Origin of the sequence: Agromyces subbeticus DSM 16689 (genome assembly GCF_000421565.1) — a bacterium.
GTDB classification, from domain to species: Bacteria; Actinomycetota; Actinomycetes; order Actinomycetales; family Microbacteriaceae; genus Agromyces; species Agromyces subbeticus.
The window spans coordinates 187,649-204,036 of record NZ_ATXG01000003.1 but is presented as its reverse complement, the minus strand read 5'-3'; the positions used below and the strand labels follow the sequence as shown (position 1 = coordinate 204,036).

The 16,388-nt window shown below is 69.2% G+C and carries 12 protein-coding genes; 6 read left to right on the top strand and 6 right to left on the bottom strand.

What is annotated here, in order from left to right; all coding sequences use genetic code 11:
• Window positions 1–46: 46 nt before the first annotated feature.
• The gene (locus H521_RS0107055) at window positions 47–850 is read right to left on the bottom strand and encodes an IclR family transcriptional regulator (protein WP_022892329.1); all 804 of its coding nucleotides are present in this window, start codon (window positions 848–850) and stop codon (window positions 47–49) included.
• Between the two features lie 358 nt (window positions 851–1,208).
• On the opposite strand from H521_RS0107055, the gene H521_RS0107050 reads away from it, so the two are divergent.
• The 4 genes from H521_RS0107050 to H521_RS0107035 all read left to right on the top strand — a co-directional run bounded on the left by H521_RS0107050 (window position 1,209) and on the right by H521_RS0107035 (window position 7,051).
• A complete protein-coding gene (locus H521_RS0107050; RefSeq protein WP_245560947.1) occupies window positions 1,209–2,042 on the top strand; it encodes a carbohydrate ABC transporter permease in 834 nt (277 codons plus the stop codon).
• The gene (locus tag H521_RS0107045) at window positions 2,039–2,896 is read left to right on the top strand and encodes a carbohydrate ABC transporter permease (RefSeq protein WP_022892327.1); all 858 of its coding nucleotides are present in this window, start codon (window positions 2,039–2,041) and stop codon (window positions 2,894–2,896) included. The genes H521_RS0107050 and H521_RS0107045 overlap by 4 nt, the downstream gene beginning before the upstream one ends.
• Before the next feature lie 52 nt (window positions 2,897–2,948).
• Complete coding sequence (locus H521_RS0107040; RefSeq protein WP_022892326.1) at window positions 2,949–4,256, top strand: type 2 periplasmic-binding domain-containing protein; 1,308 nt, start codon at window positions 2,949–2,951, stop codon at window positions 4,254–4,256.
• A 146-nt stretch (window positions 4,257–4,402) separates the two neighbouring features.
• A complete protein-coding gene (locus tag H521_RS0107035; RefSeq protein WP_022892325.1) occupies window positions 4,403–7,051 on the top strand; it encodes a golvesin C-terminal-like domain-containing protein in 2,649 nt (882 codons plus the stop codon).
• A 61-nt stretch (window positions 7,052–7,112) separates the two neighbouring features.
• Here the strand turns inward: H521_RS0107035 and H521_RS0107030 are convergent, their stop codons facing one another.
• The 4 genes from H521_RS0107030 to H521_RS0107015 form a co-directional block, all read right to left on the bottom strand.
• Window positions 7,113–7,694 carry a dihydrofolate reductase family protein gene (locus H521_RS0107030; protein ID WP_022892324.1) on the bottom strand — a complete coding sequence of 194 codons (582 nt, stop codon included), beginning with the start codon at window positions 7,692–7,694 and terminating at the stop codon, window positions 7,113–7,115.
• 63 nt (window positions 7,695–7,757) lie between these two features.
• On the bottom strand, window positions 7,758–8,597 hold the full coding sequence (locus tag H521_RS0107025) for an AraC family transcriptional regulator (RefSeq protein ID WP_022892323.1): 840 nt from the start codon (window positions 8,595–8,597) through the stop codon (window positions 7,758–7,760).
• A gap of 26 nt (window positions 8,598–8,623) precedes the next feature.
• Window positions 8,624–9,343, bottom strand: a complete 720-nt coding sequence (locus H521_RS0107020; protein WP_022892322.1) for an SDR family NAD(P)-dependent oxidoreductase — start codon at window positions 9,341–9,343, stop codon at window positions 8,624–8,626.
• A complete protein-coding gene (locus tag H521_RS0107015; RefSeq protein ID WP_245560946.1) occupies window positions 9,340–10,233 on the bottom strand; it encodes a dihydrodipicolinate synthase family protein in 894 nt (297 codons plus the stop codon). The genes H521_RS0107020 and H521_RS0107015 overlap by 4 nt, the downstream gene beginning before the upstream one ends.
• A gap of 135 nt (window positions 10,234–10,368) precedes the next feature.
• Between H521_RS0107015 and H521_RS21975 the strand changes: the two genes are divergently transcribed.
• Complete coding sequence (locus tag H521_RS21975; protein WP_022892320.1) at window positions 10,369–11,262, top strand: SMP-30/gluconolactonase/LRE family protein; 894 nt, start codon at window positions 10,369–10,371, stop codon at window positions 11,260–11,262.
• A gap of 18 nt (window positions 11,263–11,280) precedes the next feature.
• On the opposite strand, the gene H521_RS21970 is transcribed toward H521_RS21975, so the two are convergent.
• A complete protein-coding gene (locus H521_RS21970) occupies window positions 11,281–12,246 on the bottom strand; it encodes an acetylxylan esterase (RefSeq protein WP_022892319.1) in 966 nt (321 codons plus the stop codon).
• A gap of 97 nt (window positions 12,247–12,343) precedes the next feature.
• Here H521_RS21970 and H521_RS0107000 point away from each other — a divergent pair, with 97 nt between their 5' ends.
• Window positions 12,344–16,351 carry a golvesin C-terminal-like domain-containing protein gene (locus tag H521_RS0107000; RefSeq protein WP_022892318.1) on the top strand — a complete coding sequence of 1,336 codons (4,008 nt, stop codon included), beginning with the start codon at window positions 12,344–12,346 and terminating at the stop codon, window positions 16,349–16,351.
• The last annotated feature ends 37 nt before the right edge of the window (window positions 16,352–16,388 follow it).

Below are 16,388 nucleotides of genomic sequence, written 5' to 3'. Positions count from 1 at the left end.
GTCCGAGTGCCGCGAACGCCGTCGCGGCAGGTGGTTGGGACTGGGTTCAGAGCGCCGCGAACGCCGTCGCGGAGTGGGAGGGGCTGTAGCCGAGGGCGACGGAGATCTCGTCGGCGGCCTCGATCACCTGCAACGCGATCTCCTGATGAGGGGCCTGCAGGTCGAGCACCGAGAGCGGACCGCTCGCGGAGAGGCCGGCGACGATCTCGCCGGCGCGGTTGCGGACGGGAGCGGCGATGCACGCACGCCCGAAGGCGAGCTCTTCGATCTCGGTGGCGTAGCCGCGGCTGCGGGTCTCGTCGAGGGCGACCTGCATGGCCTCCCGATCGACGATCGTGTGCGGCGTGAACCGCTGGGGCATGTTCGCGAAGTACTCGTCGACGAGGGCGCTGGGCATGCCCGAGAGCAGCGCTTTGCCGAGGCCGGTGGCGTGCAGCGGCGCGGTTCGGCCGGCCATCGCGAACGACTTGGGTGCGAGTGCGCCCTCGAAGTTGCAGAGGTAGGTGAAGGTGAACCCGCTGAGCTCGGCGACATTGACGCCGATGCCGAGCCGGTGTGCGAGGTTCTGGGCGATCTGGCGCGAAGCGCGGAAGATGGGGGATCCGTTGAGGGCGATGGTGCCGAGCGAGATGGCGGCCGGGCCGAGTCGGTAGAGACCCGTGCGGTCGTCTTGGATGACGAACCTCATGCGATCGAGCGCCGACATCATGCGGGAGACGGTGGACTGGCCGAGGCCGGTGAGCGCGCAGAGTTCGGAGACCCGGAGTTCGCCCGCCTCCTCGGTGAAGCAGGCGAGCAGGGACATAGCCCGTTCGACGGTCTGTGTGCCGCCGACCGATTCCGATGCCATCGGGGACTCCTTCTTCATGCTGGTGCCGCGCGCTCCATGCCGGTGCTGCGCTTGCGACGTGCCCGCTCGGGCGGCGCCGTTGCCGTCAGTGTAGCCAGCCGAATCGGTCGAAGCAATCCAAATATGGGTGAGTTATGCATTTTGTGGATTTCGAATCCGCATTGTGGTTTACTGGCCGCACGTCAGCGTTGACGACTGTGACGACGACGCACAGGGGCCCTCGAAGAGGGTCGCCACCTCTCGGGAAGTGAACGCAATGCAGCAAGCCATCCTCGACCGGCCCGCGACACGCGAGCCAATCGAGCCGCAATCCAGGCGGCGCACGACACTCGGCGCGAAGGATCGCACCTTCGGGTTCATGATCGCACTCCCCGCGGTCCTGCTCTTCCTCGTGATCGCGATCTACCCGCTCGTCTCGAGCATCGGCACGAGCCTCTACGACCAGTCGCTGCTGCGCCCCGATCGAACCTTCGTCGGCTTCGACAACTACACAGCGATCTTCGGCGAGTTCATGGCGCGCCTCGGCACGACGCTCACCTTCGCGACACTCGCGACCATCTTCCCGGTGCTGCTCGGCGTGGCCCTTGCCGTGCTGCTGAATGCACGCATGCGCGGTCGTAACATCCTTCGCGGCACGCTGATGCTGCCGTGGCTGCTTCCCGGCGTCGTCGTCTCGTTCCTCTGGGCGTGGATCTTCAACGACAGCTACGGCGTGCTCAACCACCTGCTGACCATGGTCGGCCTGCCCGAGGTGAGCATGCTCGGCAACCCCACCGGCGCGATGGCGGCGGTGGTCATCGCGAAGACCTGGCACTCGTTCCCCTGGATCATGGTCGTCGCCCTCTCGGTGCTGCAGACGCTGCCGAGCGAGCAGCTCGAGGCCGCGACGATCGACGGGGCCACGCGCTCGCAGCGCTTCCGCTACATCTCGCTGCCGCACATCGTCGGCCCGGTCGCCCTGGTCGCCACGCTCGAGTTCATCTACAACTTCGGCAACTTCGACACGATCTTCGTCATGACCGGCGGCGGGCCGGGCGACTCGACGACGACGCTCGCCGTCAGCCTCTATCAACTCGCGTTCGGCAGCTACGAGCTCGGCAAGGCCTCCGCCATGGGCGTGCTCTGGCTCATCCTGCTCGCGATCATCTCGAGCGCCTACCTGCTGCTCAACCGACGACTGGAGAAGCGATGAGCCGCGGCCGCGACATCGGCGAGGCGATCGTTCGCCCGCGACTTTCGATCCCGGGGCGCATCGCGCTCCTCCTCCTCGCCCTCTTCGGCCTCCTGCCGATCTACTGGCTCGCGTCGACGGCCTTCATGAAGAAGGAGGCGGTCTTCGCCCTCGACCGGCCGCTCTTCCCGGTCGACCCGACCCTCGAGAACTTCATCGGCTTCTTCCAGAACGACGCGCTGCTGCAGAACCTCGCGAACAGCTTCATCGTGTCGATCGGCACGGCGGTGCTCTCGGTGCTCGTCGGTGGGCTCATGGCCTACTCGCTCTCGAAGTTCCGCTACCGGGGCCGCAACCCGATCATGTTCATGTTCCTCATCGGGCAGCTGATCCCCGGCGCGCTGCTGCTGATCTCGCTCTACCTGATGCTGAGCTCGGCGGGCCTGCTCTACACGTATACGGCGCTCATCATCTCGTTCACGACGTTCACGTTGCCGCTCGTGGTCTTCCTGCTCAAGGGCATCATCGACGGCCTGCCCGACGACATCCTCGAGGCCGCGAAGGTCGACGGCCTCTCGCGCATCGCGACGATGTTCCAGATCGTCTTCCCGCTCGTGGTGCCGGGGCTCATCACGGCGGCGATGTTCGCGTTCATGCGCGGCTGGAGCGACCTGCTCTTCGCGCTGACACTCGCCGGGCCCGACAAGCAGACCCTGCCTGCCGGCCTCACCCAGGCCTTCATCCGCGAGGGCACGGCCGATTGGCCGGCGCTCATGGCGGCATCCCTCATCACCTCGCTGCCGCTGGCCATTATCTTCATCCTCCTCCAGCGCTACTTCGTCTCCGGCCTCGCGTCGGGGGCGGTCAAGGGGTAGCGCGCATGCACCGAACCAACTCGAATCCACCCACCTCGACGAAGGAGTCACCATGAACATCCCGAACTCGCAGCTCAGCCGACGCGCCTTCCTCGGCGGCGGCACCGCGCTCGCCGCCTTCGGGGCCCTCGCCCTCGCCGGGTGCGCCACTCCGGCCGCACCCGGTGCCGGTGCCGGCGCGAACGCCGCCACCAAGGCCAAGACGATCAACTTCTACGGCAACTCGCTCGGCGAGGAGGCCCTGAAGCCGGCCTGGGAGGCCGTGCTCAAGGGCTTCTCCGCCGAAGAGGGCGTCACGGTCTCGCCCGTGATCTACCCCTACGACCAGGCGGCGACCCAGCTCGCACTCACCGGCCGCTCGGGCAAGCTCATGGGCGTCGGCCAGTCGGGCGGATGGCAGGTGCTCACGCCGATGAACGTGCTCGCCGACCTCACCGACCTCGCCAAGGGGCTCGGCATCCCGCAGGGCGTGCTCGAGTCGTACACGATGGACGGCAAGCTCCTCGTGCTGCCGCTCACGGCGTCGGGCATCGGCATCATCACGAACGGCGAGATAGCCAAGAGCGTCGGCATCAAGTCGGGCATGACCGTCGAGCAGTTCGCGACCGCGCTCGAGAAGATCAAGTCGCAGGACTCCTCATTGATCCCCTACGCGGCGGTCACCAAGAACCCCGACCTGAAGGATGCCGCGCACTGGATGTGGGGTTGGGGCAGCCCCGTCGTCACCGACGACTTCGAGTGCACGATCGGCGACAAGGAGAGCGTCGAGGCGATCACCTGGTACAAGTCGCTGCAGGACGACGGTCTCACCCAGACCAACGTGGCCCGCAGCGATGCGCGCATCCTGTTCGCGAGCGGTCGCGCGGCCCTCTACGACGACGCCCCGCTCGCGTCGACCTTCGTGAAGACGAACGGTGCCGCACAGAACATCATCGACAACATCAGTGCGATCGCCCGGCCCACCGCTGACGGCAACCCCTCGTACAACCGCGCCTGGGGTGGTGGCCTGTTCGCGAGTGCGGGCGAGGGCGAGCTCACGAGCCGCGACTTCATCACCTACGCTGCGACGAACATCGAGGCCGCGACCGCGCAGTACGAGCAGTCGGGAGTCGCGCCGGCCGCGAAGTCCGTCGCAGACCAGATCCCGGCGCTCGCCGCCGACAAGTACCAGACGACGTTCCGCACCGAGGTCTCCGAGCACGCTCGCGGCGCCGCATGGGACCGCGTGCCCGTGACCGCGCAGATCGACACCGCTATCGGTGCGGGCGTCGCGAACATCCTCGCGGGCCAGGTCGACGTGCAGTCGGGCCTCAACTCGTTGAAGAAGGAAGTACAGGACCTGCTCGACGCGAACTCGTAAGACCTCGGCATCGGGCGTCTGCGCGGGACAGCAGGCGGCCGGTGCCGAAGCCGGAACGCCTCGGTGCCGCTCGTGCGCACGAACAGCGCGATGGTCGGTGCTCGAGGTGCCCTGAAGCATCCGCTGCACTGCAAAGGAGCACTGTCATGGCACTGAATCGAACCCGTTTCCATCTTCGTTCGCGGCGCTTCATCGCGCTCGCGACGGCGCTCGCGGCGTCGGGCGCGTTGCTCGTCGCCGCGCAGGGCGTCGGCCCGGCCGAAGCGGCCGACGAGCCGTTCCCCTCGAATGTCCCGCCCGGCTACCAGCTCGCGTGGGCCGACGAGTTCGACGGCGTCAACGCGAACGGCACCGGCCTCGACGAGAGCGAGTGGTTCTACCGCGAGGGCGAGAAGGCCGAGTGCTCGAACCAGCCCGACAACGTGAGCGTGAGCGACGGCCTGCTGCGCATCGCGATCAAGGCGGAGCAGGCCAACGGCGAGAACTACACCTGTGGCGGCGTGATCTCGAACCGCTGGTTCGGCTACGGCTACTACGAGACGCGCGCGAAGCTGTGGGGCGATCAGGGCTTCCACTCGGCGTTCTGGACGACGGGCCTCACGGCCTACATTCCCGACGCGCCCGACTATCGCGGCCCGCACAACCGCATCAACGAGATCGACGGCTTCGAGGTCGACTCGCACGCGCCCGACAAGCTCGCCTACCACTCGCACTGGTTCGTGCCCGAGCACGTCGGCAACCAGGGCAAGCTCGTCACCCAGGCCGACACCTCGCTCGAATACCACAACTACGGCTTCGAGTGGACGCCGACCGAGGTGCGGTTCTACACCGACGGCGTGCTCATGAACACGCTGCCGAAGGCTGGCCCGCACGGCATTCAGAACATCTGGCTCACGACGCTCGGCTACACCGCCCCGGTCGACGAGACCAACCTGCCGGGCGAGACGACGTGGGACTACTTCCGGTACTTCGCACCCGTCGAGGGCGGGGCGGATGCCTCGGCGGCGCAGCTCGTCGTCGACAACGGCGATGCCGGCTACACCGAGTCGAAGCAATGGACCGACGAGCTCACCGACGGCCGGCAGGTCGCGTTCGGCGCGCAAGACAAGCACGTGCGCCGCACGGATGTCGCAGGGGCATCCGCATCGTGGACGCCGCCGCTGACCGACGCGGGGTCGTACGAGGTCTACGCCTGGAACTCGAACATCCTGCAGACCGGGCACTCGGCTGCTCGGTACACCGTCACGGGCGACGACGGCGGCACCGACGTCGTCCTCGACCAGCGCGCCTCCGGCCAGCAGTGGGTGAGCCTCGGCGTGCACGACTTCACGCCCGGCCAGGGCCAGGGCGTCTCGGTGACCGGCGATGCCGCAGGCGCCGGCGTGCTGCGGGCCGATGCCGTGAAGTTCGTGCCCGCGGTGGTCGTCGACAACGGCGGGCCCGGATACACCGAGGTCGGCACGTGGGGCGGCTCGACGAGCGTCAAGGGCTGGCGTGGCAGCGACACCCGCTACGCGAGCGCCTCGAGCGCGAGCGCGCGCTGGACGCCCGAGCTCGCCGATGCCGGCAGCTACGACGTCTACGCCTGGGTGGTGCCGCGCGACGCCAACTCGGCGAAGGCGCACTACACGGTCGTTACTGGCGGCGAGAGCACCGAGGTGGCGATCGACGCGAGCGTGCCGACGGCCAAGTGGCTGCGACTCGGCAACTTCGACTTCGCGGCAGGGGCCGACGGCTACGTCGAACTCGGCAAGGACTTCGGCGCCACCGGCCTCATGCGGGCCGATGCCGTGAAGTTCATCGCCGCAGCGCCCGAGAGCGGAGCGCCGGCGACCCCGGCCGGCCTCGAGGTCGAGGTCGAGCGCACGCCGCCCATCGGCGACAACTGGTTCACGGCCGAGTGGCAGGCCGTCGCCGACGCCGACCTGGCCGGGTACCACGTGTACCTCGACGGGCAGCGATTCACCTGGCAGCCCGTGCAGCGCACGTCGTTCGACTTCCACGAACTGCTCGGCGGCGAGACGTACGCCATCACGGTGACCGCGGTCGACCGGCTCGGCAACGAGTCCGCGGCATCCGCCGCCGTCGACGCCGTGGTGCCGCTCGACACGCATGCGCCGACACCGCCGGCCGGCCTCGTCGCCGAGGCGGCGAACGGCAAGGCGGTGCTCTACTGGGATCAGAACAGCGAGCTCGACCTCGGAGGCTACAACGTCTACGCCGACGGCGAGCTCATCACGCCCGAGCCGTTCGGCAACACGAACGACGCGCACAACCGCGACCTCGGCTTCGAGGTGCCGGATCTCGAGAACGGTGTCGCGCACACGATCGAGGTGACGACCGTCGACTTCGTCGGCAACGAGTCGGCGGCGACGACGGTGAGCGTGACTCCGCTGCCGATGACGATCATCGGCGTGGCAGACGCGGGCTACACCGAGACGGCGGGCACCTGGGCACCCTCGAGCGTGCCGGGCTGGCTCGCCTCGAAGACGCGCGCGAGCAACAACGGCATCGCGAGCGTCGAGTGGCGACCGGAGTTGCCGACCGCGGGCGACTACGAGGTCTGGGCGTGGGTGCCGAACCACGCGAACTCGACGCCGGTCGCTCGGTACACCGTCACCTCGGCCGACGGCACGTCCGTCACCGAGATCGACCAGCGCAGCGGCGGAATGAGATGGGTATCGCTCGGCACCGCGCCGTTCGATGCCGGCACGGCGGGCGCGGTCACGCTCACGAACGGCGCTGCCGGCTACCTGCGCACGAACGTCGTGAAGTTCGTGCCGGTCGACCAGTAGCTGGGCGCAGTGAAATCGGCCGGGTCGACGACACCGTCATCGACCCGGCCGATTCGATCGGTCAACGGCGCACCGGATAGCGGAGGTGAAGCACCCGGTTGCCCTGAACGACGACGTCTGGGTCGTCGAGCAGGTGCTGCGCGTCGACGGAGCCGAAGTAGCGCTTGCCGGACCCGAGCACGACCGGTGCGACGTCCATGCGCACCTCGTCGACCAAGCCCGCGGCGAGCACCTGGCCCCCGACGTCGCCGGCAGCGACCTCGACAGTGCGGTCACCCGCGAGTTCCTGCGCCTTCGTCACGGCTGCTTCGATGCTGTCGACGAAGTGGAACGGTGCCTCGGGGTCCCAGCCCTCGGGCGCCGGCCGGTGCGTCACGACGACGACGTGGTCGATCCCGCTCGGAGGCGTCCCGTCCCAGCCGTCGGTGAGGTCGAAGACATGACGACCGGCGATCGTCACCCCGATCTCGTCCCAGTACGGCCGGGTGTGGTCGTAGGACGCCTGCGACACCTTCAGTGCGCCGCTGTCGTCCAACGGCACATCGCCGCTGACCAACCATTCGAACAGCGGACCGGGATCATCGTTCGGAGCCGCGATGAAGCCATCCACCGAAACCGACGCGTTCATGACCACTTTCCCCATGGGGTTCCTCCTCTGTTGGAGTCCTCAGTCTCGTGTGTCGTGATCGGTCGCGCTTGTAAGGAATCACTCGGCCGGCAGTGGCCAGCCGTCGAGCGCGTGGTCGGGATGATCGCGCAGGAATCGCCGTCGGAGTTCGACGTACCTGGTCGGCGTGAGCCCGGTGAACTCCCGGAACTCGTGGACGAAGTGGGCCTGATCGGAGTAACCTGCGCGGGCGGCGACGTCGGCCCAGTCGATCGGTACAGCGACGTCGATCGCCAACACGGTGGAGGTGAAGCGGTAGCTGCGAGCCAGCCGCTTCGGCGTGACGCCGACGATCTCCTTGAATCGGGCCGCCAGGTAGGTGCTGCCGGCGCGGCTGGCCGCACCGAGGTCGCTGATCGGCACCGCTCCGCCGGTCTCTGCGATGTCGCTGCTCAGGTGGCGGACGATGTCGAGGCCGTCGATCGTGCGCCACCGTCGCACCAGTTCCTCCTCGAGCAACCTCAGCATTTCCTGCGGTGTCTCCGCAGAGGTCAATCGGCGCCGCAACTCGGCGACAGCGGGCTCGCCCCAGATCTGCTCCACCGTCGCCGGTCGGTCGCACAACTCCGCCGCCTGCATCGGAAGGAACGGGGCCAGCCCCCATGGCTTGAAGTGCACGCCCACCGACCGGGTCGGCGTCGGGTAGCCGAACTCCCACGCACGGGTCGGTGTGGTGACCGCACAGCCGTCGCGGTACTCGACGGCCTCTGGCTCGTCGCCCGCTCTGATGAGAAACGGCGCCCCGAGATTGACGATGAGCAACGGCGCGGGCGCCGCCGGCAGCAGCAACCGGGAGTACGGCGGGGCGCCCTCGAGGTAGTAGAGGTCGCCGATCAGCCCGTCGAGCGGCGGACCCGGCACCCTGGACACATACTCCACACCGACATCATCGCCGACGGCCCTGACTACAGCCAGCGCGCGCGGAGCTCGGGCTTGAGCCAGGCGGCGGGGGAGGAGATCGAGAGACCGCCGTCGACGGGGATCGTCGTGCCCGTGATGAAGGAGGCGGCGTCGGAGCCGAGGAACGCCACGACTGCGGCGACCTCTTCAGGGCGGCCGATGCGGCCGAGCGGGTAGCCCTCGCTCTCGCCCGTGTCGGTGGCCGAGATGCTGCCGGGCTCGACCGCGTTCACGCGGATGCCGCGAGGGCCGTAGTCGAGCGCGAGCTGACGCACGAGGCCCTCGACCCCGGCTTTCGCGGCGGCATAGGCGGGCAGCCCGGGTGCTGCGAGCGAGGCGTTCACCGAGGTGACCGCGACGATCGATGACCCGTGAGCGAGGCGAGGCAGCGCCGCGCGCGCCACGAAGAACGCCGTGTCGAGCGTCGCACTGAGCGCACCGCGCCAGTCGTCGTCGCTCGTCCCCTCGGCCCGGCCGATGGGCATTCGGGCAGCGGCGAGCACCACGACGTCGAGCCGGCCGAGAGCCTGCTCGGCGTCGGCGACGGCCTGCGCCGCGGCATCCGCTCGGCTGCAGTCGGCGATGAGCTCGCGCTCGAAGACGGGGTCGCCGGATGCCTCGAGCCCCACACCGACGACGGCGTCACCGGTCGCGGCGAAGGCCCGGGCGATCGCGAGGCCGATGTCGGAGTTGGCGCCGATCAGCAGCACGCCGCGGCGGGTCACACCCGCACCACGGTCGGCAGCGGCGGCAGCTCGAGCTCGTCGATCACGAGGTCGACGGCGGCGCGACTGCCGGCGTCGAGGCGGGCTGCCGGGTAGCGCACGGTGGCGTGCTCGATGATGCCGCGCGCCACGAGCACCTCTTTATGCACCGCCCACGCGATGCCGCCCTGCAGACCCACCAGCACGAGGGGGAGCATACGGCGGAACCCGGCGCGCGCCTCGTCGACGCGCCCGGCGACGAACTGCTCGAGAATGGGTGCCAGCAGGTCGGCGAATTCGCACGCCGGCATCGTGCCGACCGCGCCGCGGGCGTACTCCTCGAGGCAGAACTGCGCGTTCTGCCCGCCGAGCACGGCGAAATCGACGTTGCCGATCGCGTCGACCACCGCGCCGACCTTCGGAGCGGTGGGCGGTGCCTCGATCTTCACCGAGTCGACGCCGTCGAGGCGAGCGAGTTCGGCGATGAGCGTCGCAGGCATCGCGACACCGGTCACGCCCGGCGCGTCCTGCACCATCACCGAGAGGGAGGTCGCCGCGGCGACGTCGCCGTAGAAGTCGACGAGGCTCGCGGCGGGCGGCTTCACCATGAACGGCGGCAGCACCATGAGCGCGTCGGCACCGCCGTCTTGCGCGATGAGCGATTGCTCGATCGAGGTCGCCGTCGAGGTGCCGTTGACGCCGGCGATGACGGGCACGCGCCCGTCGACGAGCTCGACGACATCGGACAGGATGGTGCGGCGCTCGGCGGCGGTGAGCGCGAAGCCCTCACTCGCCATGCCGAACACGGCGACGCCGTCGACGCCCGAGGCGAGTTGGAACTCGACCAGTCGTCGCAAGCTGGCGCGGTCGAGCGCGCCGGATTCATCGAACGGGGTGGCAAGAATCGGCATCAAGCCATGGAGCTTCGGGGCCATCGGCCAGTTCCTCACTTCAGCGTCGTTGCTTCGCCAGTCTCGCAACTGACATTCATATTGTGAGATAGCCTGCCACATATCGGGTACCGCCACCACTGAAGGATGACACGGATGTCGAACTCCACCGCCTCGCGAACCGTTGAGATCATCTCCGCCGAGCGATACGTGCAAGCCGAGTCGCCCCGCTGGGACGGCCGCGACGGCGGTCTCGCCTGGATCGACATGGCGACGGGTTCGTTCCATCGCGGGCGACTCGAGGGAGGCATGGTCGTGCCCAGCGTCGCCGTCGCCGTCGGGGCCCGGATCGGCGCCCCGGCGCCGCTCGCCGAGCCGGGTGCGGGGTGGGCCGTCGCGGTCGACCGTGGCGTCGTGCACGTGGGCGACGACGGGGCGGTCTCATCGATCGCCGACGACATCACCGCGGCCGACGACTACATGAACGACGGCGGGTGCGACCCGCTCGGGCGGTTCTGGGTGGGCAGCCAATCGATGCCACGTGAGCCGCACTGCTCACTGTGGAGCATCGACGCCGACGGCGCGGCGACTGAGCGGCTCGACGGGGTGACGGTCTCCAACGGGCTCGCCTTCGATCGCACCGGAGCGACGCTCTACTACATCGACACGCTTCCGCACCGCAGCATCGAGGCGTTCGACGTCGCGCCCGACGGCTCCCTCGGCAACCGGCGCACGGTGTGCCGGGTCGAGGGCGGCAACCCCGACGGCCTGGCGATCGACCTCGAGGGCATGCTCTGGGTCGCGGTTTGGGATGCCTCCGAGGTTCGCCGCTACTCGCCGCACGGCGTGCTGCTCGAGACGATCGAGCTCCCGTCGACGCGGCCGACCGCCGTCGCGCTCGTCGGCCGCCTGCTCGTGATCACGACGGCGAGCGTGGGGCTGCAGCATCCGACCGCCGCGGATGGCGCGCTGCTCGGCGTCGAGGTCGAGGTCGGCGGCGCCCCGGCGCTGCCGTGGAGGGGCGCACCGCCCGCGCGCTCTGCCCGGTGATGGGGCGCGCTCGGGCGGTCAGGCGAGGCGGGCGTCGGGAAGGGCGAAGAAGTCGGCGGCGTCGCGCTGCGCCATCCGCTCGGAGACTTCTGCGATGGCCCCGTCGAGGTGGCCGTTCGCACGCACGCTGAGTCGTTTCGGGCCGGTCAATGCGTGATAGACCGCGAACTGCCCGCGAGGGTCGACGGCCGGATCGAGCAGCGCCGCTGCGACGTGCACCGGGACGCGGATGTGTCGCGCAGCCGTGGCGGCGTCGAAGAAGTCGAGCACGGGCCGCACCTCGGGGTGCCGGCGCACGTGCTCGCGCACGGCCTCGCCGCTGCCGGTGCCCCGGCGGGTGAGTCGGATCGCATGGTGCCCGAAGCTCGGCACATCGAGTGAAGCCCGGCGAAAGCGTGCGTCCCAGGGCAGGGCCATCGCACCGATGCCGCCGCCGAAGCTGCTGCCGCTGAAGTCGAGCGCCCCGGCGACGGCGTGGGCCACGTCGAGCAGCACGGTCGCTGCGCGCCAGATGTCGGCGGCCGAGAAGCGATGCGAGTACGTGTCGCGGTGCGCGATGCCGGCGATCACGTGCTCGGAGGGCAGGGCGGGGAATCGGCTGCCGGTATTCGGCTCGGTGCCCGGTGCGGCCGGGAAGATCGCGGCCGTGTCGGCGGGCACCCGGTCGAGATCGGGCGCGGTGCGTCCGCCGTAGCCGTGTCCGACCACGAGGCCGCGGCGAATCGAGGTCTCGTCGCGCGGCACAATCAGGAACGCGACGGCCTGCTCGTCGGCTGAGGACTCGAAGCGGATCTCCGTCACGTCATGCGTATCGGTGGTGTCGAGCCGCCGTGCGAGCGTCCAGGGAACCGGCGTGCTGCCGAATTCCTCGTACGTGCCGCGCCAGAACTCGGCGAAGTCGTCGGGCTCCGCAGGTTCGGCGGGTGGCGTCAGCAGCGCGGTCAGGGAGTACTCGGTGAGCTCCTCGGGTGGGTTCTGGGTCACCGGGTGTTCCTCTCGGACGAGTGCATGGTCGACGCTACCGGGGGCACTGCTTGCATAGCCATTGACACTTACGCATGTCCAATGCAGTATATGCATCATGGATTCAACGGAGAGCCCAGAGACCAACGACGCTTCCAAGGGGTGGACCCGGCGGTCGGCGCTGCAGCTGCTGCTGGCCGCCGGCGTTCTGCCGGCCGTTCTCGGCGGCCCACCGGAGTCCGCCGCGGCGGATCCCGGGTTCAGCCGCGTGAGCGGTGCGTATGCCGACGCACTGCGCCGACTGGACAAGCCGAACCTGTCACTCAACCACGTCGCGCGGCTGGTCGGCCGCAACCATCGGATGACCTTCTCACGAGCACGCTGGGACGGCGGCGAGACGATCGTGCGCGATCTCGAGGTCAAGGTCGACGGTTCGTGGGTGCTGCTGACCGACCCTGCGCACCGGTTCGACGAGCAGTGGGTCGTGCTCGCCGGCACGCTGCCCTCGGGCAGCGCACCCGAGCTCTACGGGCCGTTGCAGCCGAGCTGGCTGGGATTCACCTCGCATCGACGCCTCAGCAGCCAGGTGATCGAGCTGCGCACCAGCACCGATGACGTCGAACTCGTGGTTCGGTGGCGGCTCGATGGCGATCAGCCAGAGGCGCACTACGTGCTGAAGGCCAAGCGCGCCGGCGACTACCTGGTCGGGTACCAGAGTCAGGACACCAAGCAGCTCGACGACCTCGACGAGGTGCTCTGCGGGTCGTACCAGCACGCCCTCACCGTGCTCGACGGCTCGGCCCCGCTCGGTGCGTGGGAGCTGTTCGCACCCATGGCGCTCACGCAGTACGCCGTCGGCGACGTGGCGATCACCTCCGGCGTCTACCTGCCCGCCGAAGTGGCCGAGTTCGTGCACGAACGCCAATTGATGTCGGACCGCCAGCCATACGGGATGAGCCTGCGCAACGACAGCCTCGACATCGTGCCGAGCGTCTACGCGCCGCAACCGGGCCTGCGCACGGCCATGGCGGCCGGTGAACGCCGAGGCTTCGCCTTCGGCCTCGCCGCCCGCGCCGGCACCCTGTACGACACGTACTCCGCCTTGTGCCGAGGCGAGTACGGGCTGAAGCCATACCGGCGCAACGTCTACGACCGGTCGCTGACCGATGCCGTGCACGCCATGACTGAGCTCATCGCCATCGAACCCGACGGCGATGACTCCGTGGACTTCATCCCCTCCTACTCGGGATGGTGGAACCGGGCGAAGGGCTTCGTCGATGTCGAGAACGAAGACGCCGTGCGCACCGCGGCGAGCGGCGTGCTGCTCTCGGCGCACTACCTGACCGGCACCGCCGATGGCACGCTCTACGAGCGGCGTGCGCGGCCGGCGATCGAGTACCAGTTGTCGCGCAAGGGCATCGGGCACTCGCCGGTGATCGGCGGCTCGGTCTACAACGACAAGACCCAGTACCGGATCGGACGGATACCGACGGACGCCGTGAACCTGACGGCGCTCTCGCAACTGACCCACGGCCGCAACGCGGGCATCCAGCGCCTGGCGGTGCAGGCCACCAAGGCCGGCGTCGTCGGCCAGAGTCGCGCACCGTTCGCGGTCGCCTTGGCCACGTACCAGATCACCGGAGACCCGGCCTACCTGACCGAGGCGACCCTGATCGCCAAGCGCTACGTGCAGGAGGAGATCCTCACGCCCTACCGCGGCAACGGGCAGCCGCCGGGCGGCTTCGCGTACAGCTTCTCGAAGTACTGGGTCGACCTGCTGGTGCTGTTCGAACTGACCGGTGACCCGGTGTTCCTCGACGGGGCCTATCGCGAGGCCCAGCGGTTCATCACCCAGACCGCCGTTCGGCCGGTGCCCGACACGACCGTCACGGTGCCCGAGGGGCACGTCATCAAGCAGCAGTACGACTGGGAGTCGCGCAGCTCCCTGCCGCAGTACCCGACCACCGAGGTAACGCCCGAGACGGTGCCCGCCTGGTACGTGTCGCCCACCGGCCTCACCCTCGAGGCGCTGTCGTCGTTCAAGCTCGGCGTCAGTTCGCTGACCGACCCGGGCGGCGGGTACGTCTTCAATCCCTGCTGGGCCGGAGCATTGCTGCGATTGGCGCATCACGCCGGCGACCCCTTGCTGGCGGATGTCGCACACAACATGGTCATCGGCCGGTTCACGACCTATCCCGGCTACTACGGCCGTCAGTTCCAGGTGGCCCAGATGAAGCCCGACTTCGCGACCAGCGGACCGGTCGGAATCACGGGGTACTACTTCCACCACGCCTCCGCGCAGCTCGGGCTCGCGATGGACTACCTGATCAACGAGAGCTTCTACCGCAGCTCGGGTCGCATCGACTTTCCGCACGTGTTCGAGGCCGACTTCGCCTACTTCAAGTACTTCGCCTACGGCCACGCCCCCGGCACCTTCTTCGGCGAAGAAGGCGTGTGGCCCTACTTCCCGGCCGGCCTCATCTCGGTCGACAACCCGCTCGTGAACTGGCTGACCGGTGTGGGCAACGACGCCCTGTACATCAGCCTCACGAACTCCGCGGCCGAGGCGCAGCAGGTGGTCGTCGATCTCCGGGGCGACCTGACCGGACTCGCGAGCGGCGACTCGCCGGCCGTCGAGGTGGTGGCCGCCGACGGCAGTCGTTCACCGCAGGTCGCACAGGGTGGCCGGCTCACGGCCAGCGTGCCCGCGCACGGGCTGGTCGGCATCGTCGTGCGCGGGGTCGCAGTGGAGCGGCCCGCGTTGCCCTTCGACGACATCGTCGATCGGGGGCCCGACAGCTTTCACGAGATCGACACCGATCCGACCACCGACTACGGCCTGGCCCGAGGCGTGCTTCTGGTGCGTCCCGGCGGCACCGGTTACGACGCCTACGTGCAGATCGACACCGAGGAGCCGGCGAGCCTGAGCTACCGCATCGGTGATGGCCCGGTTCAGCAGGCGGCGGCCAAGGGGTATCCCTACGAGTGGACGATCGGGGTCGACTCGACGGCCGAGTCGTTCAGCTACTCGGTGAGCGCCAGCGCGGTGACGACCGAGGAGGTCACGCTGCGGCTGCCGACACGCATCACTGGCGCCGACACCGGCGTGGTCGGCGACGTCGTCGCCCAGGCCACGGGCACGGCCGGCGACCGGGTGCCGCTCGTCATCGAGGTGCGCAACGCCACGGCCGAGCCGTTCGCGGGCGATGTCGCCCTGACCCTCCCGACCGGCTGGCAGCTCGACGGTGCAGCGCCCACGGTCTCGGTGCCCGCGCAGGGCTCCACCCGGGTGGAGGCGGCGGCGATCATCGCACCCACCGCCGTGCTCGGCGAGGTGCAGGTGGAAGGCTCGGTGTCGGCCCCGGGAGGCGACCCGGTGGCTCTGCGGCCGGCCGCGATCGAGGTGATCGACCGCCGCCGACTGGTGTCGCTCACCACCGATACCGCGATCATCAGCGGGCCAGGGGCGACCGTTCGACTGACCGCGCTCGTCATCAACACGGGCGTCACCCCGCTGCGCGGCACGCTGGCCCTCTACGGCGTCTCGGGCTGGACCATCGCCCAGCGCGACGCCGTGATCGAGGTGCCACCGAGGTCGGACCTCACGCACACGTGGACGGTGACGGCCGGTTCGGCGGTCGCGCCCGGATCGACGGCTCGCTTCGAAGCCCGGCTCGATCAGACGCTCCGACGCGGCGTGCTGATCCGCGTCGCCGACGAGGGCTTGATCGCCCACACCCAGTCGCCGTGGCCCGGCTACCTGGAGACCGGGTCGTGGTACCCGAGCGGCCTCGCCGGGTGGAACGGAACGCGCACGCGCTACAGCGATGTCGATTCGGTGGGCAGCACCGTCACGTGGCAGGTGCCCCTGCCCGAGGCGGGCGAGTACCGGGTCGCGGTCTGGTACCCGACGAACCCGACCACGACCACCTCGGCCGCCTACGTCGTCGAGCATCAGGGCGGCCGCACCGAGGTCATCGTGAACCAGACCGAGGGAGCCGCAGCCTGGCGCCCGCTCGGCAGCTTCCGCTACGACGCCGGCGCCACCGGTGTCGTGCGCCTCGAGGTTCGCAACACCGCGTTCCACCGCGTCAGTGCTGTGCAGTTCGTGCGCATCGGCAGCTGAGTTGCCGCGTCTGCTCGTCGCGTTCTATACTGACTAG